This window comes from Bacillus sp. PSXD-155 (assembly GCF_049310765.1).
GTDB classification, from domain to species: Bacteria; Bacillota; Bacilli; order Bacillales; family Bacillaceae_G; genus Bacillus_A; species Bacillus_A cereus.
Genome location: NZ_JBMOWC010000003.1, coordinates 22,360 through 44,437, shown reverse-complemented (window position 1 = coordinate 44,437; position 22,078 = coordinate 22,360). Strand labels below are relative to the sequence as shown.

Sequence of the window (22,078 nt, the reverse complement as noted above, 5' to 3'; positions counted from 1 at the left end):
TGATCACGTTTTTTAGTTTACAACTATTCTAATTACGATGTCAATTACTTTGAATACGTTTTTTTATAAATAATATGCAGGTTTCTACTACACAAACGTGTTTTTATTTTTTACATCTGTATTAGTAAGCATTGACCTACTGTTATATTATTCCCTTTTTCACTTATTTTTTCTCTTAGAATAATATGTAAACGATTTAATTCTCTTTAGTTTTTCTCTCTTCGTAACAAAAATATACAACCTACTCTTCCTTTTTTAGGTAAATACCTATACATTTCCACCCTCTCTTCCATACATTATAGTAACCGCAGTATTAGCGGGAAATGATAAAGGAGGTCATCTCATGTACGGATACTCATATTGCTATCCAACTTGTTCATATCCTTCCTACGGTTATGGCGGTTCTTGTGGCGGGTCTGGACGCGGCTTCGCCTTAATCGTTGTGTTGTTTATTCTTTTAATTATCGTTGGTGCTGCTTGCATTCGCTAATGTAAAACGAAACAACTATGGAAAGAAAAAGACGGCTTTGCCGTCTTTTTCTGTTTATCACATACATAACTACTCTATAATAGAACGATTTCCAAAATGCCTACCTTTTCTTGCCGATGACTTTTTCCATCTCCTTTGGTAGACTAAAGAGGAAAGGAGAGATTACATATGCTTACAATGAAAGATGTTATTCGCGAAGGAGATCCTATTTTGCGCAACGTTGCAGAAGAGGTGTCATTACCAGCAAGCGAAGAAGATACAACTACCTTAAAAGAAATGATTGAATTCGTAATAAATAGCCAAGATCCTGAAATGGCTGAAAAATATAGTTTACGCCCTGGAATCGGATTAGCAGCTCCGCAAATCGGTGTTTCAAAAAAAATGATTGCAGTTCATGTAACCGATGCGGATGGTACATTATATAGCCATGCATTATTCAATCCAAAAATCATTAGCCATTCTGTTGAACGTACATATTTACAGGGTGGTGAAGGCTGTCTATCTGTAGACCGCGAAGTACCTGGTTATGTTCCTCGTTATACAAGAATTACAGTAAAAGCAACTTCTATTAACGGCGAAGAAGTAAAATTGCGTTTAAAAGGTTTACCAGCAATCGTATTCCAACACGAGATTGACCATTTAAATGGCGTTATGTTCTATGACCATATCAATAAAGAAAATCCTTTTGCCGCTCCTGATGATTCCAAACCTCTAGAGCGATAATAATAAAAGAAGCGGAAGTTAATCTTCCGCCTCTTTATTATGAAATGGGTTCCATATTCACTTATAGCAATCCAGCCCACTTTAGTCCATGATATATACCGTCTTCACTAACATCTTTTGTCACATGATTTGCAAGTTTTTTCAAGTCTTCATGGCCATTTCCCATCACAATACCTGTGCCAACGGCTTCGATCATTTCTAAATCATTTAAACCATCTCCAAATGCATACACTTGATCACGATTAAAACCTAACTTTTCAATGTATTTCTCAATTCCTTTTGCCTTAGAACCACCATTCGGAACGATATCCATTGAATATGCATGCCAACGAATAAAATGAAAATCTGGATAATGATTAATAAACTTTTCCTCTTCATTTACTTCACAAAAAAGTAGTGTTTGATAAATATTACGTTCCTCATAAAAATTAGGCTCATATGGTGGATGCTCAAAGTTTAAGCTTCCAAAGCCTTCTTTCACATAATCATGATATTCCACTGATGCTCTCATATCTTGATGGTCAAGATATACAAGTGGATATCCTTCTTGTTTTGCAAACTGAGTAAACTTATGTAAAGCATCTGGATGTAACGGATTATTAAATATTACCTCATCTTCAAAGACAACGTATTGTCCATTAAAACTAACATAATTATGTATATCAAGTTCCTTACGAATATCTTCGAACATAAATGGCGCGCGCCCTGTCGCAATTGCTACATGTACACCTTTTTCTTGTAACTGTTTTACTGCATCTCGTGTAGATTGTGGAATTTTTTTATCATGATCTAATAATGTTCCATCAATATCAAAAAAGACAATTTTATCATTCATTTGTCAAAATCCTTTCTGGCACTCTATATTCCTATTTTGAATATCACTTTTCAAATTCTAAAAAAAAGTATAACATATTAAACATCTGTGAAGAAAGCGTTCCCTTTCTGACCTTATTTGTAAACTTTGCATATATATATTAGTAAAACATGTGGATACTTGTTCGGATGAATTTTCTTTTCCATTCTTCCTCATACTATACCTATAACTAACGGCTACTAATCGTTACTATAGAATAACTTTCACTGTATGGGAAAGGACAAGACTCACCATTCACTTTTGTCCTATCTCTTATATCAGAGATAGAATTTTCACTAGTAATATGCATGTTTAAAATAAGGAAAGGAAGGAGTAATCATGCTGAAGAAGCTGAAGAAAAAGCTCAAGCGTTATTTAAACGGTCTAGTCCGTAAAAAGACAATCGCTTAAATTGTGCCCATTTCGGGCTTTTTCTTCATTCTCATTCGAAAAAACATGAAAATCGTGACTGTTTGCTTTATAATAAGTAACAGATAATGCAAAACATAGACAAGGAGAGGTTTTCCAAATGATTTTTAAAGTATTTTATCAAGAAAAATTAACTGAGGTTCCAGTACGTGAAAATACAAAAGTTTTATATTTAGAGGCTACGTCTGAAAAGGATGTTCGTACAAAATTAAATAAGTTCGCATATAATATCGAGTTTGTTCAGTCTGTTACTGGCGCTCATCTTGAATATGAAAAAGAAAACGCTGATTTAACATTAGCGGAAATCGTATAGCGATATGAAATTTCTAAAAAACGACCAAGTTGCTGTATTTGCTCTCGGTGGGCTTGGTGAAATCGGTAAAAATACATACGCTGTTCAATTTCAAGATGAAATTATTATAATTGATGCTGGAATTAAATTTCCAGAGGACGAACTTCTCGGAATCGATTATGTAATACCAGACTACACTTATTTTGTGCGAAACGAAGATAAAATTAAAGGGTTATTCATTACACATGGTCACGAAGATCATATCGGCGGAATCCCTTACCTATTACGTCAAGTGAACATCCCGATTTACGGCGGAAAATTAGCAATTGCACTCATCAAAAACAAATTAGAAGAACACGGCTTACTTCGTAAAGCAAAACTTTACGAAATTCAAGAAGATGACGTTATTAAATTCAAAAAAACGTCTGTATCCTTCTTCCGTACAACTCACAGTATTCCAGATTCGTACGGCGTTGTTGTGAAAACACCTCAAGGTCAAGTTGTTCATACAGGTGATTTCAAATTTGATTTCACACCAGTTGGTGAACCAGCTGATTTAACAAAAATGGCTGAAATCGGTAAAGATGGCGTGCTATGTCTATTATCTGATAGTACGAACAGTGAAGTTCCAAACTTTACTATGTCTGAGCGTCGCGTTGGTGATAGCATTCAAGACATTTTCCGTAAAGTAGACGGACGGATTATATTCGCAACCTTTGCATCAAATATTCACCGCTTACAACAAGTTATTGAAGCTGCTGTTGAAAACAACCGTAAAGTAGCTGTGTTTGGTCGAAGTATGGAAGCAGCGATTGAAATCGGACAAAACCTTGGTTATATTCGTTGCCCGAAAGATACATTCATAGATGCATCTCAACTAAACCGCTTACCAGCTAATAAAGTTGTTATTTTATGTACAGGTAGTCAAGGTGAACCGATGGCAGCACTTTCACGTATTGCAAACGGTACACACCGCCAAATTCAAATTATTCCTGGAGATACAGTTGTTTTCTCTTCTTCACCAATTCCAGGAAATACAATTAGCGTAAGTCGTACAATTAACATGTTGTACCGCGCTGGCGCTGATGTAATTCACGGGAAACTTTCAAATATCCATACAAGTGGACACGGTGGACAAGAAGAACAAAAGTTAATGTTACGTCTAATTAAACCGAAGTACTTCATGCCAATTCATGGTGAATATCGTATGCAGCGTATGCACATGAACATAGCAAATGATTGTGGTATCCCTGAAGAAAATTGCTTCATTATGGATAATGGCGATGTTCTTGCTTTACGTTCTGATGAAGCTAGCGTAGCTGGAAAAATCCCATCTGGTTCGGTCTACATTGATGGAAACGGTATTGGGGATATCGGCAATATCGTATTACGAGATCGTCGTATCCTTTCTGAAGAAGGACTTGTAATTGTAGTTGTAAGCATTGATATGAAAGAATTTAAAGTTGCAGCAGGACCTGATATCATCTCACGCGGTTTCGTTTACATGCGTGAAAGCAGCGATTTAATCAATGATGCACAAACATTAATTACAACTCATTTAGAAAAAGTAATGGAGCGTAAAACAACACAATGGTCTGAAATTAAAAATGAAATTACAGACACATTAGCTCCATTCCTATATGAGAAAACGAAACGCCGTCCAATGATTTTACCAATCATTATGGAAATATAAGAAAAAGGACAATGCTATGAAGGCATTGTCCTTTTCTTTTCTCTTATCTTAAAAAGTGTTTAAATCGATCCACTTCATCGTCATGACCAATGACAATTAATATATCTCCTGCTTGAATATTCTCCGTAGCCCGAGGGGATACGATAACTTCTTTACCTCGTTTAATTGCTACAATATTCAATCCAAACTTCGCACGAATATCTAATTCAATTAAAGAGTGCCCATCAATTTTTTTATTCGCAATAATCTCTACAATACTATGCTCATCTGAAAGCTCAAGGTAGTCTAACACATTGCTTGATGCAATATTATTAGCAATCCTTTTTCCCATATCACGTTCTGGATGCACAATATGATCTGCACCTATTTTACTTAACACTTTTTCATGATAATCATTTTGAGCTTTTACAGTAATATTTTTTACACCCAATTCTTTCAAAATCAAAGTAGTTAGAATACTTGAATTTAAATTATCTCCAATAGCAACGACTACGTGATCAAAATTTCGAATACCAAGGCTTTTTAATACCATCTCATCTGTTGAATCTGCAATTACAGCATGCGAAGCTATATTTGCAAATTCATTAATTTTATCCTCATCTGAGTCGATTGCCATTACTTCCATACCTAATTGAGCTAGTTCTCGGCAAATACTTCCACCAAAGCGACCAAGTCCAATGACAGCAAATTCTTTTTCTTTCTCACCCACAGGAATTCCTCCAATAACTTCAAGTACTATTTATTTTCAGTGTAACACACTTTATATGCGTCACAAAAACTGTAATTAGCTCTTATTTTTGTTTTTGTATATAAAAATATTGTTGCAAGTAAAAAGCGATACCAACAAGTAACATAGCAAATACAAATATATTTCCAAACGAACTAAATGTTTCAAAAACGAATAATAATGTTTCTTGACCAAAAAAGGCAAATAGAAGCTGTATGAATGCAAATAACAACACCCATATGTAATGATGTTGATGGAATAAATAATGCGTTGCACCTAAAAAAGCAATAAACGAAAAGATAAAGATCCACCAATTTTCTAAAAATAGTTGCCAACTAGAAAATTGATATCCATTTACTAATATCGCAATAAGCGCGATAACTGCCATCGTCGGCACACTCCAAAATAATGCCCGTCCTCTAAAGAAACGAGTGCCTTTAACATCTCCTTTTTCATGTGCAATATAAGTTAGTACTACTGTGCTTATATACAAAACAGAAAGAATTGTTAAAACGATAATAAGCCAAAAATGTAATTGATAATATTCATGTTCTATATTTGTCACGATTGCAGCTAACATGCATGGAATTAACATTCCCGTCCAACCATCTACTTTTCTTTCATTCCAAAAGACCGTATTACCAATCCTTATTCCTAACAACATAAAAATAATGATACCCAATACAAATAACGTAGTTTTATTCCCTACTAAACTCGTTGAGAAAGCAATTAATCCAATAAATAAAAAGAGCACAAACCCATTCATAATTTCTAGTACAGGTGATAAATATCTCTTCACCCATTTGTATGTTTCGTCATATTCATTATTATCTACTAAACGATAGGCATAAAAACTTATCCCAAAATAAACCGCCGCAATAATAACATACGCATATAAGACGAAACATAAAATCGCACTGCTAATTTGCACGTAATTCCCCACCCTTTTTTCTATGTTTCACATTGATTTTACACACTTTTCATACTAAAAGTAAACATATATAAGTTAGTCAAATAATTAATAATGAGCAGTGGCTAAAAACCCCCCTGCTCATTATTAAAACAGTCCAATTAACTTTATTCTTTCATTTGTATGTAAATGTCTAAAATCACTCTATACGAGCGTTACTTACACCTCATAACAAAAAGTTTTTTGGAACCTTCAATAAAGCGGAAGTTTTATTTTCTATTCCCTTTCCACTTTACATATTGGCTTAAAAATGTAATTGCCTTTTCAATCACTTCTTCGTCTGGTTTTAATTTTGCATGATGTAAACCATATTCTGAATTTACTCCAAGCCAAAACATAAATCCAGGGATTTCTCGAAGCATATAACCAAAATCTTCACCTGTCATTGCCTCAGTACATGTAATAACATTCATATCTGTTTGTTTATGTACAAATTGCATAAACTCTCTTGTTAACTCTTCATGGTTATATACTTGATGATACATTGCTCCGTAATCTATAATTGCCTCACACTGGAAAGAAGCTTCGATACCTGCAACAATTGCCTCAATTCTGCTTTTCACACGCTTCATTGATTCCACTGATAATGTTCGAATCGTTCCTTCTAAACGAGATTTTTCTGCAATAATATTTTGAACCGTACCACCTGTAATTTTCCCGATTGTAATTACTGCACTATCAAGAGGATTTACATTGCGACTAATAACGGATTGAAGCTGTGTAACAAGATGACTCGCTGCGACAATCATATCATTTGCAGTATGCGGATAGGCAGCATGGCCACCTTTCCCTTTTAAATCAATATATAATTCTGAAGTATTAGCAAATAACAGTCCTTCTTTCGTTGCAATTGTCCCTACAGCGTATTCTGGTGCAATATGAAGACCAAGAATTATATTTGGTTTCCATTCTTTTAACTCTTCACTTTCTAACATAGGAAGAGCACCGCCTGGTCCTTCTTCTGCTGGCTGGAATAGAAATACAAGGTCATCATCTATTCTTTCGCTCACAGCTTTCGTTAGAAGGCCTAAACCGATTGTTGTATGTACATCGTGGCCACATGCATGCATCATTCCTTCATGAATAGAAGCAAACTCATATCCAGTTTCCTCTGTAATTGGCAGACCATCTATATCTGCACGATAACCTATTATTTTTTCTGGATTTTTTCCATTTACTTTAACGATTACACCCGTTTTCCATGTCTTCACTTCCACAAATTCATGAGAAAGTGTTCCTATATAATCTAAAATATACTGTTGTGTTTTCCATTCCTTAAATCCGATTTCTGGAATTCTATGTAGATCTCTACGAATTTGGACAAATTTGCTTACTGTCATTTTTGCACCTCTATCTATAAAAAGCGTAAGAGCCCATTTACGCTCTTACGCTTTTTTTACTTTTTATTTCTCTGGGTTTAATTGACGAAGCTCTTGTTTAATTTCTGTTTTTGCTTTTGTCTTCTCATCAATTTCTTTAATTACACGTGCTGGAGTACCTGCAACAACTGTGTATGGAGGCACATCTTCTGTTACAACAGCTCCTGCTGCTACAACTGCACCTTTACCTACTGTAACACCCTCTAAAACAACTACGTTTGCACCGATTACTACATCATCTTCAACGATAACTGGTTTTGCAGAAGGTGGCTCAATAACACCTGCAAGTACAGCACCTGCACCTACGTGACAGTTTTTACCGACTGTTGCACGTCCACCAAGTACTGCGTTCATGTCGATCATAGAACCTTCACCAATTACAGCACCAATGTTAATTGTTGCATTCATCATAATTACAGCGTTGTCACCAATTTCAACATGGTCACGAATAATAGCACCTGGCTCGATGCGAGCTTTAATACCTTTTAAATCAAGCATTGGAATTGCAGAATTACGACGATCGTTTTCTACAACGTAGTCAACGATGTGCTTATTATTCTCATCAAGAATTGTCTTAATTTCAGACCATTCTCCGAATAATACACCTGATTTTTTATTCACAAATGCTTGTACTGTTTCAGGGAATGTTACTTCTTTTAAATCCCCTTTTATGTATACCTTTACAGGAGTTTTCTTTTCACTTTTTTGAATAAACGAAATAATTTCGTTAGCGTCCATCATTTTCATTCTTGTTGCCTCCTAAATCCATTTATAATGTTACTCTACCAAACGAAAGAGCGAGTAGCAAGATAATAATCTTATTTTTCCCTTTGAATTTCTTCTATAATTTCTAAAAATGCTTGTACTTGCTTCAACTGCCTTGCCGAGTCACTTGTTAACAACCATGTTTCTCTCGTCAGTTGAACAGGTGTTTTATACATATTTTCCTGTACTTCCTTTAAAACAGTAGAAGGTAAAAGGGCGTAACCTATACCATTTAAAACAAGTTGTTTGCATGTTTCAATTTGGTCAACTACAATCGTTCGCTTAGGCGGATTAGAAAATAAACCATACCACCAATTTTGTATTTGTCCATAATAAGTTGAGTCACTTTTAAATTGAATGAACGGTCTATTTGTTTCTTTTAGCATCGAAATATCTTTTATTTCTTTATCAACTAAATACAGTTCATCTTCAAATAATTGTTGCTTTTGACCTTTATATTCTTGTGTTCCCCTCAGTATAGCAACATGAACGTCTCCTTCATAAAACTGCTTTTGCACTTCACTACTCCATCCAGTAAACAGCGATATCTTTACAGAAGGATATTTATGCACAAACTTTTTCAAAACAGGAGGGAGCCAATATTGACCAATAACTGATGCAACAGCTATTTTTAAAGTTCCATGAGTTTCCGTTCTAAAAACAGCTAGCTCACTTTTTATATCCTCTTCCTTTTGCAACATTTCTTTGGCATAATTTGCAACTTTTTCCCCTTCAGGTGTAATTGTCAATCCTTTTTGTGAGCGAATAAAAAACTTCATTCCCCATTGTTTCTCCATAGATTGTAATCGTTGACTCAGCGCAGGTTGTGAAACAAATAAACGTTCCGCCGCTTTTCTCATATTTGATTCCTGAGCTAACACAACCATCATTTGAAAATCATCAATTTGCAACTTTCTCCCTCTTTCCTTAGCTTCCATACACCTTATTCCATTAAGCTTTCATTCAGAAAATACAATTTTTCAGCGCAAACTCCCCTTATGTTTTATGTCTTTTTTAATATAATACATACACAAGTGATATGCACGAAAAAAAAGTGACTTCTTCGTTTCTATGAAGTCACTTTTCTCACGTTATCGATTATGTTGCCTTACTTTCTTATTCAACAATTTTAAAATAGCCCGACGTGTTAAAATCCCCTCAAAATAGCCATCTTCATTAACAGCGCAAATAAAAGGATGATCAATTGTCATTTCTAAAGCTTTTGCAAATGAATCTTCTAATTTAAGAAAAGGTATATCTTCCTTCATCACCTGCTCTACTTTCATATCATCAAGTCTTTCAAACTCAATACGCTCTAATCCTAACATACCATCTAATATCATGGCAGTACTAATCAAACCATGTAATTTATACATTGGATCTAAGACAGGTATCGCCGAATATCCAGATTTCACAAGAACGAGTAAAGCATGTTCTAAACCATTTCCAATTTGGACATGAGCTACTTTTTCCGATGAGATCATTAAATCCTTCACAAGAATTTGTTGAAATTCGTCTTTCGGAATACTAATCATATTACATCCCCCATTTTCCCTTTTTCCTGCTTATGTTCATAACTCTATTCACATTTTATGACAGCGTTTTCATATTATTATTTTGTCCTAAATTTATTTCAATAAAAATACAATCACACAGCTATTTTAGCATACAGCACAAAAAAAAGACTACCATTCCGGTAGCGCTTAATACCCTTTATTTTTTAATCTGTAAAATAACCTTGTGATTTTTTTATATTGCATCACATCTGTCTGTTTCAAACCATTCTCAATGTCCGTAAGTTCCACAGCTAAAATTTCACTTGCATAATTTTGCTGAAATAAAATATCTAGTAGTAAACTTTCTTCTTCCTTCGTTAAAACAACTTCCCTTTGCATATACCCCTCTCCTTACACTCGCATCGTTACTCACTCTTATTATATAAAAAATTTAACCTATTTAATAGATGTAATATTCAGTTTTTACCAAAAGATATGTAGCAATTATAAACATACAAAAAATCATTTCGTATATCGATTTGCATAACTAAACGCCGCATAAGCATCCGGCTTAATTTTTGCAGTTAATCCCATCGCTCGAATTTTTTCTGTCATATCTAAAATAAATTCTCTTGTTAAACCATCATTCCCAATGTCTAAATGAATTTCCATTATGAATCCAGCCCCATCTTGAGCATAAGGATGCAATAACTCCCATATTGTTTGTATATGAGTAGGCGTAAATAGACATGCGATTTCTTGACTAAACTGCGTTTCTAAATATATTTTCTCACGTAAGGTCGCTGGCTTATCTTTTACTGATCTATGGTGTAAACAACCCCAGGCACCTTTTCCAACACGATGAATATGGATTGCTGTAATAAACCTCGTATCCTTTTGATGCGCTTGCGAGTCTGTCCCAATGGATAATCGATACAAATTTCGTGGATCCTTTTCAATGAAACTACAAATACGGTTAAAGACCATATCAAAATTTAAATGTCTCTCTGAAACATTGTAAAATTTATGTGCACCGTCCACAGAGTCACGTCCTTTCAATTAGACAGACTTTTCGTATTCTCATTGTATGGGACAAAAACTAAAATTATAACTTCCTATCCTTTATTCGTTTCAATATTTCGAATTACAAAGTGACAAACTTGACACGTATAAATTACATTTTGATTAGATTGAGCCGTTAATACATGAATAATCTCAGCAGAACTTTGACAATTAGGACAAATCACAACTGGTAAACGTTCCATACGATAACCTCCTAGTTATATTTCTCCCGCTATTTGCAGAACCCAGCAATTGTGAGAAGTTTAGCTTCACATATTCACCCGGTTGACGGGACTACTTATCCACATGGATAAGCAAACTTGCACGGATTAAATTTTCATTTTAATACCATTGTAGGAAAAATAAAAAACTTCTATACATTACGCTGGAAAGTAATAGAACTAAAAAAGGTACTGCCATGTGGCAGTACCTTTTTTATATGTATCAAGAAATGATATCGTAAATCTCAATTGCAACCATGTCGATATTATCGAATTGGTACACTTGAGGTTTTTCACCTTGTTGATACACTTCTAACTCATACATTTCACTTTTATCGAAAAATTTCACGCTACATTTGCGCTCACCGTTCACTTCAAAATAGCGTTGTGCTACTTCACCGCTTTCAGCTTGTTCTTGTAGACTAACAAGTCGAGTTAAAATTCCTTGGAGTAGAGACATGAAATCTCTCCTTTCTCTGATCTTCCTACCAATAGGTTTTACAGCTATACTCATTCTATCCGTCATAACAGAAAAAATGTTCCACACTCTAGGATAAAGGTTATTGACCAGAAACTCAACTAAAAATTTGTCGAAATGCGAAGGAAAAAACAGAAAGAACATATTTCCCCTTCTTTATTGCGGTTTTTATACTGGAAGAATATAATAAAAAACAGAAAAAAGGAGGAATTACAATGAAAAAAATTGAGGTTTATACACAACCTGATTGTCCGCCATGTGTTATTGTGAAAGAATTTTTGAAGCATAATAACGTTGCATATGAAGAATTCGACGTAAAAAAAGACGCCGCTGCTCGCAATCGTCTTTTAAACGACTATGATTCTTATTCAACTCCAACAGTCGTAATTGATGGCGAAGTAGTTGCAGGTTTTCAAATTGAAAAGTTACAGCAACTACTCAATATAGAATAGGAATAGGTAAATACCTATTCCTATTCTAATCCCGCTATTTGTAGGTAGTAAAATTCCCCACATGTAGCTAAAGCAAAGAAGTTAGATGGGCGAGTAATCCCCCCACTGATTAAAAGTTTCACTTTATAATTGTTGCAACCTTTTTATTTCAGTTAAAAGTTCCTGACTTTCATGATATCCTGCTAACTTCCATTTATCTTGATCCCTTTTTAATGTTACAATTTGATATTGTCCACTTTTTGTCCGCTCATATACATATAAATTTTTATGCTCTTGATCATACGACATTTTCGTTTCTGAATTAAAAGAAAACGGTGCTTCTTTTGCCGGAAGTAAATATTCACCACTTTGTTTATCACTTCTGCTATTTTCATCTGTAAATACTTGAAGGAAATTATCTGTAAAATACGGTGATAACGTCTCTATCATCTTATTCATCGGCAAATGCTTCCCACGAATTGAAAACTGGGTTTCATAGCCTTTTTGTATCGTTGTAAATACTTCTTTCCGATCAACTTCCACTTCCTCTTTCCCTAAAACAGTCGTAACACTATAACCAACTAGAAAGGCAACACATACAAATAGAACAAGCCATATTCCATATTTCCTCATTTTTTCACCTTCCTTTTAAAAGAACTTTTCTTTGTAGTATTCATTGTAACAATGATTATGCAAAGAAAGCACAGATTTCGTTCGTAAAATCTTTACAACGATAGACAGCATTTTCATCACCATTTTCACTATTACCAATTTATGATAAAAACAAACAAAAAATGCACGAATCTCTTCGTGCATTAAAATAAAACATCTTCTTCATATAAATACTCATATGATAAATCTATAAATAAAAAGTTGTCATCATCTATTGGGAAAGAAAATGTTCGTACCATTTCGCCCGTTTCGATATCTGCATATAAATCTGAAAGCCTTGCCTTATTCTCAAAACGCATTTTCATGATATTCTCGAGAAAATACGGGCGCCAACTCCAGTTCTTCATATAATAATCCGGCATCACAATCCATTCTCCATCTTTTTTCATAACATTTCCTGATTGTTGGAAACCATCTTCATTACAAATAAATATGCGAAAACTATACTGTGATACACTTTGACTAAATTGTAATAACCAATCATTGATATCTTCATTCTTTTTTTGTTTTGATAAAACATCGCCAATTCGATCGCGTAACATCTCTGTTAAATTATAAATTTTTTGTAACTTCTTCTTTTCATGCTGAATAAACTGATGACATTCATTACCAAGTCGCTCTTTCAAAACATTCGTTTCAATAAAATCAGGTAAACATTCTTTCAAATAATTACCTTGATAATATCTTCCACCGTTTTTCCAAGCATATTGCAGTTGATAAAAAGCATCTATTTCTTCATATAACAAGGTTGCACCAATTCTTCTAGCAAGTAATGATAAAGAATATAAAATATCTTGATAAGATTGTAAAAGTGCTGTTTGCCTTAAGTTCGTTAAATCTACTTTTAAAATATCAGGTGCTAACACGCTAATACGCTCTAAATTACTTGTGCCCGTTCCGACCTTATTAATCGAAATTTGAATACCATATGTACGATAATACATAAGCAAATGATTAAATTGCTCTATATCTTCTTTACATTCATGCTCTGTAATCTCTAAAACAATTTGTTTTAAATTTAAACCTTGTTCTTCATACCTCAATAAAAGTTGAAGCAAGCTTTCATCATCATCATTCATTAATACATTAGCATTCCGATGTATAAATAATAATAATTTTTGATCGCTTTCTAAATAACGATTTAAAGCTTTTTCTACTATAATATTATCCGCTTCCAGTTGAAATTCACTTGGAATCGAATCATCGTGAAAGAAAGAAGCTAAACTTTGTATGCCCTCTTCTGTTTGAATACGTCCTACTACTTCATATCCAATTACAGTATGCTCATCAGCACTAAAAATAGCTTGATAATAAGGAAGGACTTTATCCAAGTTACTCATTACATCTAATGCATCTATCAACGTGCTTCCCTCCCTTTACTTTTCAAAAATTATAACATGATATTTACGGAAAAATAATAAAAAATCCCTTCAGTTTTCCTGAAGGGATTAGAGGGGTAAAATGCTAAGGGGAATTAGCAATTCTACTATGAAGAAAAAAGAGGTCTTAAATATAACGTATATATGACCTCTTGTAAACACTTTTCTTTCATATGTCACAATTCCGTCACATTTAACCGTAAAAAAATGAATCAAACATTCATTTTTTTTATCCCTTTTAAAATGGATATTGATGTAAATGTTGTCCTCCATCCATTGTCATGCAAGTTCCATTTATGTACGCAGCTTCATCTGAGCATAAATAATAAGCTAGACCAGCGATTTCTTCTGGCGTACCCAGCCTTCCAAGCGGAACACTTTGTATCGTACGCTTAGCCATTTCTTCTGAAATCCATAATTTATCAGCACCGCCCGTACGTTCAATTGGTCCTGGCGCGATAGCGTTAACTCGTATTCCATATTTACGCCCCCACTCAACAGCGAGCGTCTTCGTCATCGCTAATACCCCTGCCTTCGCTGCAGCCGAATGAATCACTCCTGGACCTGCATCCCATGCATACGTTGCTACCATGTTAATGATATTCCCTTTTATACCTTTTTCAATCCAATATTTTCCGACAGCATGGCTACAGTAAAATGTACCGTTTAATACAATATTAATGACCGAATTCCAGCCATTCACGGATAAATCTTCTGCTGGACAAATAAAGTTTCCAGCTGCATTATTTATTAAAACATCAATTCGACCAAACTTCTCATCAATCTGTTCAATCATTTTCTGAATGTCATCCGTATTTCTTACATCCATTTGTACAGGTAATACTTGGCCTGGAAATTGTTCAATTTCCAACTTTGTTTCCTCTAGTTTTTCTTTTGTACGTCCTGTAATAACAACTCGTGCCCCTTCTTTTGCAAAGCGAGTCGCCATTCCTTTTCCCATTCCACTCGATCCACCTGTTATAATAACTACCTTTTCTTTCACATACATCCCCTCCAAAAAATGAATACACATTCATTTTATCACTTTATTTAATAGAAATCTTTATATTTTTAAACTTTTCTGATATTTTAACGTAAAGAACTTTCTTTTCATTTATTTTTTTCGTAATCTATACTAATTTTTTATTATGTAAAGTATATTTTTAAATAAACTGAAAGGAGATTTGAGTAGCCTGTAAATGGAATAAAAACATTGAGGTATACTCATATTTTTATGAAGCACATTACAAGAAGAAATTTTTTGAAAATTGGTATGCGTACTTGTCTCTATTCATTTATAACCAGTGGCATCGGATACTACTATGCTAAATATATAGAACCCCATTTCATTTCTTTTACACAGCACACATTAAAATCACAACTCATCCCAAAAAGTTTTCATGGTATGAAAATTCTGCAATTCAGCGATTTACATCTCGGATACTATTTCTCGCTTCAACATTTATCTCAAGTTGTTTCTAAAATTAATGCTGTAAATCCAGATATTGTCCTTTTTACTGGAGATCTCATTGATAATTATCAAACGTATACTGACACTCCTTTCGTCGCATCCATTTTAAAAAATATACAAGCCCCCTTCGGTAAATTCGCTATTTATGGTAACCATGATCACGGTGGATATGGAACTGAATACTATGAGCACATCATGCGTGAATCAGGATTTGAACTATTGCTAAATAGTGAAAAAAGAATTCGTCTAATGGATAATAGTGAAATTTCTATTTTCGGTCTCGATGATATACTACTAGGCAAACCAAAAATAGAGAAAACATTACAACATGCACGGCAAAATACTTATAACATCGTTCTTGTTCACGAGCCAGATATCGCGCCGCAAATTTCCAAATATCCAATCAACTTGCAACTTTCTGGTCATAGCCATGGCGGACAAGTACAAATTCCTTTTTTAGGACCTATTATTACACCATCACTCGCCAAAGACTATATTGAAGGCTTCTATACAATTCAGGATTTATCTCTCTATGTCAATCGAGGCCTCGGAAGAACACGTGTCCCATTCCGTTTTATGTCAAAACCTGAAATTACACTTTTTATACTTCAACATTCGTAATAATTCGCCTATTTTCTTGCATATCCTTTCTTGTACGCGCTCATCCATGTTTCATTTACCATATGATGAAAGTGAGTCCAATAAAGGAGGTATGTTCATGTATCCATATTATCAACCAATCCCAGTCCGTTCAGCACCTATTGGTCCAGTAGGCGACTCACGCTTCTTTCCGTTTTTTGGCGTTCCCTTTCTAGCTGGAATTGCTGGTGGATTGCTCGGCGGAGCATTAGCTTTCGGCCCTCGACCGTTTTATCCACCTTATCCACCACCTTTCCCGCCGCCAGCACCTTATCCTTGTTACGGTGGACCCTGTCAACAACCATACTATTACTAAGTTAAAATAACAATTCTTTCAAATGTTATTCTCTCAACGAACCACCTTATTACACGCTTATAATAAAACTATTGTTTCTACTCATCCTTCCATTTTGGGAGCATATGAGTAGAAAAAAGTAAAAACCTCTTATGGACATAAGAGGTTTTTACTTTTTTAATTATTCAGCGTCTGTATTTTGATACGCCATCTTAAACAACTTCACTTGGCTATCAATTTCTTCTGTACTACCATTAATAACATAATAGTAATCACCATCTTTATTTTGTTCACGTGTTTTCACATTATCAGCTAATGTAAGCTGTAAAATCGCCTTAATTCGTGCCTTCATTTCAATATCTAATATCGGGAAAGATATTTCCACTCGCTTCTCCATATTTCGCGTCATCAAATCAGCTGAAGATAAATATATTTTCTCCTCCCCATTATGATGGAAATAATAAATACGGCTATGTTCTAAATATCTTCCAACAACACTAACTACACGAATATTTTCACTTACATTTGGAATACCAGGTCGTAGGCAGCATGTTCCTCGAACAATGAGCTCTACCTTTACTCCAGCTTGTGATGCTTCGTACATTTTTTTTATTAACGGTTTATCTGTTAATGAATTCATCTTAGCGATAATATATCCATTTCCATATTGTCTATGATAACGGATTTCTTCATCTATTAAATCCATAAATTGCTCTCTTATATCAAATGGAGCAACCGATAAATGGTGAAAATGTGGCTTTGTTGTATAACCACTTAAATAATTAAAGAAATTGGTTGCATCAACCCCAAAGTCTTTTCTTGATGTAATATATCCAAAATCAGTATATAACTTCGCTGTTGCATCATTATAGTTTCCAGTTCCAAGATGTACGAACCTTTCGATTTTTCCGTTTTTTCTTCTTACAACTAACGTAATTTTACTATGAGTTTTCAAGTGACTTACACCGTAAATAACATGACAGCCTGCCTGTTCCAATTCTTTAGCCCAATGAACATTGTTTTCTTCATCAAACCTTGCCTTTAATTCAACTAATACCGTCACTTGTTTTCCCTTTTCAGCCGCTATTTTTAACGCCTGAATAATCGGTGAATCACCACTTACACGATATAACGTTTGTTTAATCGCAAGTACATTCGGATCGTCTGCCGCATCACGGACAAAATCAATTACCGGCTGAAATGATTCAAAAGGATGATGTAATAAAATATCATGCTCAATTGCTTTTTCAAATACATCTTCTTCATCACCTAAATCTTGAGGCGGTTGCGGAATAAGAGCCGGATATACAAGATGTTCATATAAAGGAGCTAGTTTTTTATATAAAGAAAACAAACATGTTAAATCTAATGGACCATCCATTATATATACATCTTCATCTTTTACTTCCAGAACCTCATATAATAACGCTAATACTCTTTCATCAATGTGTTCTTTCCCAACTTCTAAACGAACAGCAGCCCCCCACTTACGCTTTTTTAATTCTTTTTCAATTACCTTTAATAAATCTCTCGCACCTTCTTCATGAATCGTTAAATCTGCATTGCGTGTAATACGGAAACGAGTAACAGATGATACTGTATATCCCGTAAATAATTTATGAGTAAAGCTACTAATTACGTCTTCTAATAAAATAAATTTATGCTTTTGCCCTTCGCTCGGTAAAATTATGAAGCGCTCAAGTAATGAAGGAACTTGTACAATCCCTAACTTCGTCCTGTTTTCTTCTTCCGCTTGCTTCTCATCATATAAAAGAGTAGCCAAATTCAAACTTTTGTTTAATAACATTGGAAATGGACGATATGCATCAATAGCTACAGGAGTTAACACCGGGAAAATTTGCTCGTCAAAATACTCTTCTATAAATTCTCGCTGCTCTTTCGTCAAATCATTGAATGTTAAACGTTCAATCCCCTCTAACTCAAGCGCTGGTAATATATAATTTTTAAATGTATCATATTGTACTGTCATTAGTGCATGGGCTTTTATCGCAATTTTATTTAATTGCTTTTTTGGTGTTAAGCCAGCTTTATTTTCTGGCTGATTAAATCCAGCACTCACTTGATCCTTCAATCCCGCTACACGTACCATAAAGAATTCATCTAAATTCGAACTAAAAATACTAATGAATTTCAATCTTTCCAAAAGTGGGTTATTTCCATCTTGCGCTTCTTGTAGTACACGTTCATTAAATGCTAGCCAGCTTAACTCTCGATTATTGTAATAAGCTGTATCATTTAAATCTACTGCATTCCCCTTCGATAATTCCATTCTCTTCACACTTCCCCTTGAAACTTTTTTACTATAATTTAGTTAATTTCATTTTATCAAATTACAATATTACAAAGTGTAAATTTTTCGTAAAGACATCCGTACAACCTAATGTTTTAGTTCAAATAATAAATTAATATTCGTTTTTAATACTCTTTCTAACTGTTTTTTTTGTTTTTCAGCTTGCACTTTTTCTGCTAAGGCAGACTGTTCACATAAAACTTTAAACGTTAATCTCTCTTCGCTTTCTGTTATAGATATCGTATCAACAAGCGATCGTTGCCTTACATTTAAAGCAGCTGAAAATTGTAAAACAGCTCCTAATAGGCGGATTTTTTTTTGTTCACTTTTATCAAACCAACCTTCAAATGGAGATAAATATTGTTTAAATAGCATTTTTGATTTATAAGATGCAATAAGTGCTAACCTCACTCTATCTTTATGCATCATGCCATCAATTGTCTTATTCGCTAATAAATAAAACGTATGTAAACGGCTCGCTTCTTCGTCTATATATTTGCCTATATTAAATACTTTCGCTGCTTGATGGAACACTTCCCAGTCTTTTACTGACATAGAAATAAGCCCTATTTCCTCAAGTTGTTTGCAAATTAGTCTTCCATGTTTAATAAGTTGAATAACAAATTCCATATCCATTTCGTATTCATGTGATAGTAAATGCAAACTTTCTTCAACTACGTTCGGATAATATGAAATCCCCAAATCTTTTGTCAACTCTTCATAGAAAACACCTTCTCTTAATCCTTTTCTACTTAATACAAAGGCCGGTGCCTCTATAACATTAACAAGTGTATGAAATACTTCAACCGCTGGAATAATCGTATCCGCTCGATCTTTTGCCAAGCCTTCCAATTTCTGAAGTTCTATGAACGACAATTTTTCCAATTCATCTTTTACATTTTCAATATCTTCTTCTTTCATCTTGTATAAATGTAATCCTGCTATAGGATAACATATTAAATTTTGATGGATTTTTACTAAGTTCCTCGCACTACCACCAATTGCAATAAGAGGCAATTTCTTATTGATTAACCATGGTAACGTTCGAAATTGAAACTCTAAATACTGTTGCATTCCCTCTAACTCATCTGTAGTAGGAATATCGCCTTTAATAAATTGTTGCTTTAAAGAAAGTGCCCCAAAAGGAAAACTATGGTACTCTAAAATCTCTCTATTTCTAAAGTATGTAACTTCCGTACTTCCCCCACCAATATCTACCGTTATTCCTTCTGGAAACGATGTAGAATTCATAACCGCCAAGTATCCGTAACGCGCTTCCTCATATTCTGATAATACTCTAAGAGTAAAATCCGTTTGTCCTTCAATAAGCTTTTTAATTTCCTCTTGATTCTCAGACTGTCTAATTGTTGCTGTTGCAACACAAAGTACATGATGCAACTGATGGAACCTTGTACTTTCTTGAAATTGAAATAATGTCTGTAATAATACTTCTAGTCCCTCTTCATTCAACACACCATCAATTAAGTAATTCCTTAACCTAGCAACCACTTTCGTATTTTCAATCTCTTTATAAAAACCTCCATTTTGCTTTTCATAAATAACTAAACGCATTGTATTAGATCCAATATCTATAATGGCATACTGTTGTTTTAATATTTCTTTCAAACTTCTCACTCTTTCATTATCAAATTTCAAAAACATATTCTATTACTATTATACAAAATAGTTGTTTTTTGTAACAATATTGCTTTAATATTGAAAATATATACAATCACTTTTTGCATATAATAAAAACCTCTTTTATTTATGGTATAATAATGAAAAATTGAAAGGAGATTCAATATGAAACCTTCACAACCACAATCTCAATTACAAAACCAACATTCTATTAATCGACTAGCTCAATCTATTTTCGTTGTGAATCGTCATGCTAAAGCAGCTACTAATCCTAAATATTTATACTGGTTAAAAAAGACAGCTTTAGAACGTTTGATTGCTGAAAAAAAAGCAATTAAAGAAGGATTACATTTTTCTAGAAACCCACGTTTTAGCCAACAACAATCTGATGTCCTTATACGTTTAGGCGATTATTTTTTCCACATCCCTCCTACGAAAGAAGATTTTCGAATTCTACCGCATCTTGGTCATCTTGAATCCTCCTATCGAAATCCGAAAACAACCTTATCTTTAACAGTAGCAAAAAAAACACTTCAAGATTATATTGGTCCTGAAGCATTGAAACAAGAAAAAAAATTAAGTGAACCTGTTCCATGGTATAGTCGTACTTATACAAAAAAATAAAACAGTTTGGCCAAGTCTAGGCCAAACTGTTTTATTTTTTCTCTTCTTTAATTTTAATATTTGCTTGTTTATAAAAAGCTACTTTTTCTGTATTATAAGACTTTGTGAATTCATTAAATTTATCTTTTTCTGACTCAATATCCTTATAAGATTGATTTACTACTTTTACTTTTTCACTAATATCTTTTAATTTAGTACCTTTATCTTGTAACATTGTGTATAACTCTTTTTCTTGTTTTAAAGATTTATTATAGCTGTCATACATTTTATTAAATGAATCGTGTCGTTTCTCATAGGTGCTTTTCACTTTATCAGCTTGATTTTTCAACTTATTATCTTCAATTTTCTTCACATACTTATCAGCTGAGTTCACTTCTTCTTGCGCTTTATTTAAAGCCTTTTTTTCTTTTGTAAGTACTTTTTCTCGTTCAGTTGTATTCTTTGCTGCTTGATTCAATTTTTCTTTAACAGTTTGATTATTATCTTTTCCTTCTTGCACAATCTGGTTATATAATTCTTGTCCTTCTTTCTCTAAAGCCTCAAGTTTTTTTGCATCTTCAAACATTGTTTTTTCTTGTTTAGCAGCGTTTTCAAACGCTACATATAATTCTTCTTCTGGTTTCGGTCCAAAACAACCGGCTAATAAAGTCATTGATAATGCAGTTATAATTGCTAATTTACTATATTTCAACATCTCTTCCTCCTATTTATAAACGACCATCGTGTAATATAAAAAAGTTATAAAATATGTAATTGTTCTATACACTCGCATCTTTTTTACGAAGATCATTAATATTGTTTGTACGAATTATTACTTAATATTACATTATTCTTTTTGAAGTATTTAGCAGTTCCATATCCATCTTTAAGTATAGTTCTTCGTGTTTTTTAAAACCTGTTCACACTATGTATTACCTTAATGGCCACAGAATTTCACCTCAGTCTTAATAAGACTATAATAGTTCACCTGATAAAAGGTGATCGTTCCGCTCTCACGTCTATCATTCCCTTTCCAGCTTTCTATCAAATAATCTCTTTGT

At 33.8% G+C, this 22,078-nt stretch carries 25 protein-coding genes; 8 read left to right on the top strand and 17 right to left on the bottom strand.

The annotated features are described in order from the left end of the window. Positions 1–343: 343 nt before the first annotated feature. Together ACO6VI_RS02950 and def are read left to right on the top strand one after the other, a co-directional pair. Positions 344–490, top strand: coding sequence for a YjcZ family sporulation protein (locus tag ACO6VI_RS02950; protein WP_000274562.1), 147 nt, complete (start codon positions 344–346; stop codon positions 488–490). A gap of 168 nt (positions 491–658) precedes the next feature. Continuing rightward, the gene (def, locus tag ACO6VI_RS02945) at positions 659–1,213 is read left to right on the top strand and encodes a peptide deformylase (RefSeq protein WP_000957048.1); all 555 of its coding nucleotides are present in this window, start codon (positions 659–661) and stop codon (positions 1,211–1,213) included. A 61-nt stretch (positions 1,214–1,274) separates the two neighbouring features. On the opposite strand, the gene ACO6VI_RS02940 is transcribed toward def, so the two are convergent. Beyond that, positions 1,275–2,048: a Cof-type HAD-IIB family hydrolase gene (locus tag ACO6VI_RS02940; RefSeq protein ID WP_161520099.1), complete on the bottom strand. Its 774-nt coding sequence runs from the start codon at positions 2,046–2,048 to the stop codon at positions 1,275–1,277. A 547-nt stretch (positions 2,049–2,595) separates the two neighbouring features. Here ACO6VI_RS02940 and ACO6VI_RS02935 point away from each other — a divergent pair. Then, positions 2,596–2,808: a DNA-dependent RNA polymerase subunit epsilon gene (locus ACO6VI_RS02935; RefSeq protein WP_000576435.1), complete on the top strand. Its 213-nt coding sequence runs from the start codon at positions 2,596–2,598 to the stop codon at positions 2,806–2,808. A gap of 4 nt (positions 2,809–2,812) precedes the next feature. After that, positions 2,813–4,480 carry a ribonuclease J1 gene (rnjA, locus tag ACO6VI_RS02930; protein ID WP_000670375.1) on the top strand — a complete coding sequence of 556 codons (1,668 nt, stop codon included), beginning with the start codon at positions 2,813–2,815 and terminating at the stop codon, positions 4,478–4,480. Between the two features lie 43 nt (positions 4,481–4,523). On the opposite strand, the gene ACO6VI_RS02925 is transcribed toward rnjA, so the two are convergent. The 10 genes from ACO6VI_RS02925 to ACO6VI_RS02880 form a co-directional block, all read right to left on the bottom strand. Then, a complete protein-coding gene (locus ACO6VI_RS02925) occupies positions 4,524–5,189 on the bottom strand; it encodes a potassium channel family protein (RefSeq protein ID WP_000504032.1) in 666 nt (221 codons plus the stop codon). 82 nt (positions 5,190–5,271) lie between these two features. Then, on the bottom strand, positions 5,272–6,138 hold the full coding sequence (locus tag ACO6VI_RS02920) for a cytochrome C oxidase assembly protein (protein WP_088020440.1): 867 nt from the start codon (positions 6,136–6,138) through the stop codon (positions 5,272–5,274). Between the two features lie 248 nt (positions 6,139–6,386). Next, positions 6,387–7,517: an N-acetyldiaminopimelate deacetylase gene (locus ACO6VI_RS02915; RefSeq protein ID WP_000218671.1), complete on the bottom strand. Its 1,131-nt coding sequence runs from the start codon at positions 7,515–7,517 to the stop codon at positions 6,387–6,389. 63 nt (positions 7,518–7,580) lie between these two features. Next, a complete protein-coding gene (gene dapD, locus ACO6VI_RS02910; RefSeq protein WP_000783241.1) occupies positions 7,581–8,303 on the bottom strand; it encodes a 2,3,4,5-tetrahydropyridine-2,6-dicarboxylate N-acetyltransferase in 723 nt (240 codons plus the stop codon). A gap of 71 nt (positions 8,304–8,374) precedes the next feature. Continuing rightward, complete coding sequence (locus ACO6VI_RS02905; protein ID WP_002094125.1) at positions 8,375–9,259, bottom strand: LysR family transcriptional regulator; 885 nt, start codon at positions 9,257–9,259, stop codon at positions 8,375–8,377. A gap of 153 nt (positions 9,260–9,412) precedes the next feature. Further along, the gene (gene cbpB / locus ACO6VI_RS02900) at positions 9,413–9,856 is read right to left on the bottom strand and encodes a cyclic-di-AMP-binding protein CbpB (RefSeq protein ID WP_098033169.1); all 444 of its coding nucleotides are present in this window, start codon (positions 9,854–9,856) and stop codon (positions 9,413–9,415) included. A gap of 168 nt (positions 9,857–10,024) precedes the next feature. Further along, the gene (gene abbA, locus ACO6VI_RS02895) at positions 10,025–10,216 is read right to left on the bottom strand and encodes an antirepressor AbbA (protein WP_001188692.1); all 192 of its coding nucleotides are present in this window, start codon (positions 10,214–10,216) and stop codon (positions 10,025–10,027) included. Positions 10,217–10,339: 123 nt separating this feature from the next. Then, positions 10,340–10,858, bottom strand: coding sequence for a ribonuclease H-like YkuK family protein (locus tag ACO6VI_RS02890; RefSeq protein ID WP_000348490.1), 519 nt, complete (start codon positions 10,856–10,858; stop codon positions 10,340–10,342). Between the two features lie 74 nt (positions 10,859–10,932). Next, positions 10,933–11,082: a hypothetical protein gene (locus ACO6VI_RS02885; protein ID WP_000440540.1), complete on the bottom strand. Its 150-nt coding sequence runs from the start codon at positions 11,080–11,082 to the stop codon at positions 10,933–10,935. Between the two features lie 241 nt (positions 11,083–11,323). After that, entirely contained in the window at positions 11,324–11,560 is a 237-nt protein-coding gene (locus ACO6VI_RS02880) for a YkuJ family protein (RefSeq protein ID WP_000055151.1), read from the bottom strand. Between the two features lie 233 nt (positions 11,561–11,793). Here ACO6VI_RS02880 and ACO6VI_RS02875 point away from each other — a divergent pair, with 233 nt between their 5' ends. Further along, positions 11,794–12,030, top strand: coding sequence for a glutaredoxin family protein (locus ACO6VI_RS02875; RefSeq protein ID WP_000717873.1), 237 nt, complete (start codon positions 11,794–11,796; stop codon positions 12,028–12,030). Positions 12,031–12,153: 123 nt separating this feature from the next. On the opposite strand, the gene ACO6VI_RS02870 is transcribed toward ACO6VI_RS02875, so the two are convergent. The 3 genes from ACO6VI_RS02870 to fadH form a co-directional block, all read right to left on the bottom strand. Further along, positions 12,154–12,642, bottom strand: coding sequence for a DUF3993 domain-containing protein (locus ACO6VI_RS02870; RefSeq protein ID WP_001233805.1), 489 nt, complete (start codon positions 12,640–12,642; stop codon positions 12,154–12,156). A gap of 182 nt (positions 12,643–12,824) precedes the next feature. Next, positions 12,825–14,042 carry an EAL domain-containing protein gene (locus ACO6VI_RS02865; protein WP_000564307.1) on the bottom strand — a complete coding sequence of 406 codons (1,218 nt, stop codon included), beginning with the start codon at positions 14,040–14,042 and terminating at the stop codon, positions 12,825–12,827. 256 nt (positions 14,043–14,298) lie between these two features. Then, positions 14,299–15,063 (bottom strand): 2,4-dienoyl-CoA reductase, encoded by a 765-nt coding sequence (gene fadH / locus ACO6VI_RS02860; protein WP_000660913.1) that lies wholly within the window; start codon positions 15,061–15,063, stop codon positions 14,299–14,301. Between the two features lie 231 nt (positions 15,064–15,294). On the opposite strand from fadH, the gene ACO6VI_RS02855 reads away from it, so the two are divergent. Together ACO6VI_RS02855 and ACO6VI_RS02850 are read left to right on the top strand one after the other, a co-directional pair. Continuing rightward, positions 15,295–16,152, top strand: coding sequence for a metallophosphoesterase (locus ACO6VI_RS02855; RefSeq protein ID WP_161520098.1), 858 nt, complete (start codon positions 15,295–15,297; stop codon positions 16,150–16,152). Positions 16,153–16,249: 97 nt separating this feature from the next. After that, positions 16,250–16,486, top strand: a complete 237-nt coding sequence (locus ACO6VI_RS02850; protein WP_000283738.1) for a hypothetical protein — start codon at positions 16,250–16,252, stop codon at positions 16,484–16,486. A gap of 160 nt (positions 16,487–16,646) precedes the next feature. Here ACO6VI_RS02850 and ACO6VI_RS02845 read toward each other — a convergent pair whose 3' ends face one another. Together ACO6VI_RS02845 and ACO6VI_RS02840 are read right to left on the bottom strand one after the other, a co-directional pair. Continuing rightward, the gene (locus ACO6VI_RS02845) at positions 16,647–18,755 is read right to left on the bottom strand and encodes a polyphosphate kinase (RefSeq protein ID WP_161520097.1); all 2,109 of its coding nucleotides are present in this window, start codon (positions 18,753–18,755) and stop codon (positions 16,647–16,649) included. Between the two features lie 108 nt (positions 18,756–18,863). After that, complete coding sequence (locus ACO6VI_RS02840) at positions 18,864–20,438, bottom strand: Ppx/GppA family phosphatase (RefSeq protein ID WP_161520096.1); 1,575 nt, start codon at positions 20,436–20,438, stop codon at positions 18,864–18,866. Positions 20,439–20,579: 141 nt separating this feature from the next. Between ACO6VI_RS02840 and ACO6VI_RS02835 the strand changes: the two genes are divergently transcribed. After that, positions 20,580–21,038, top strand: a complete 459-nt coding sequence (locus ACO6VI_RS02835; protein WP_000804864.1) for a YkyB family protein — start codon at positions 20,580–20,582, stop codon at positions 21,036–21,038. Positions 21,039–21,069: 31 nt separating this feature from the next. Here ACO6VI_RS02835 and ACO6VI_RS02830 read toward each other — a convergent pair whose 3' ends face one another. Beyond that, on the bottom strand, positions 21,070–21,732 hold the full coding sequence (locus tag ACO6VI_RS02830) for a YkyA family protein (RefSeq protein WP_422422980.1): 663 nt from the start codon (positions 21,730–21,732) through the stop codon (positions 21,070–21,072). Between the last annotated feature and the right edge of the window lie 346 nt (positions 21,733–22,078).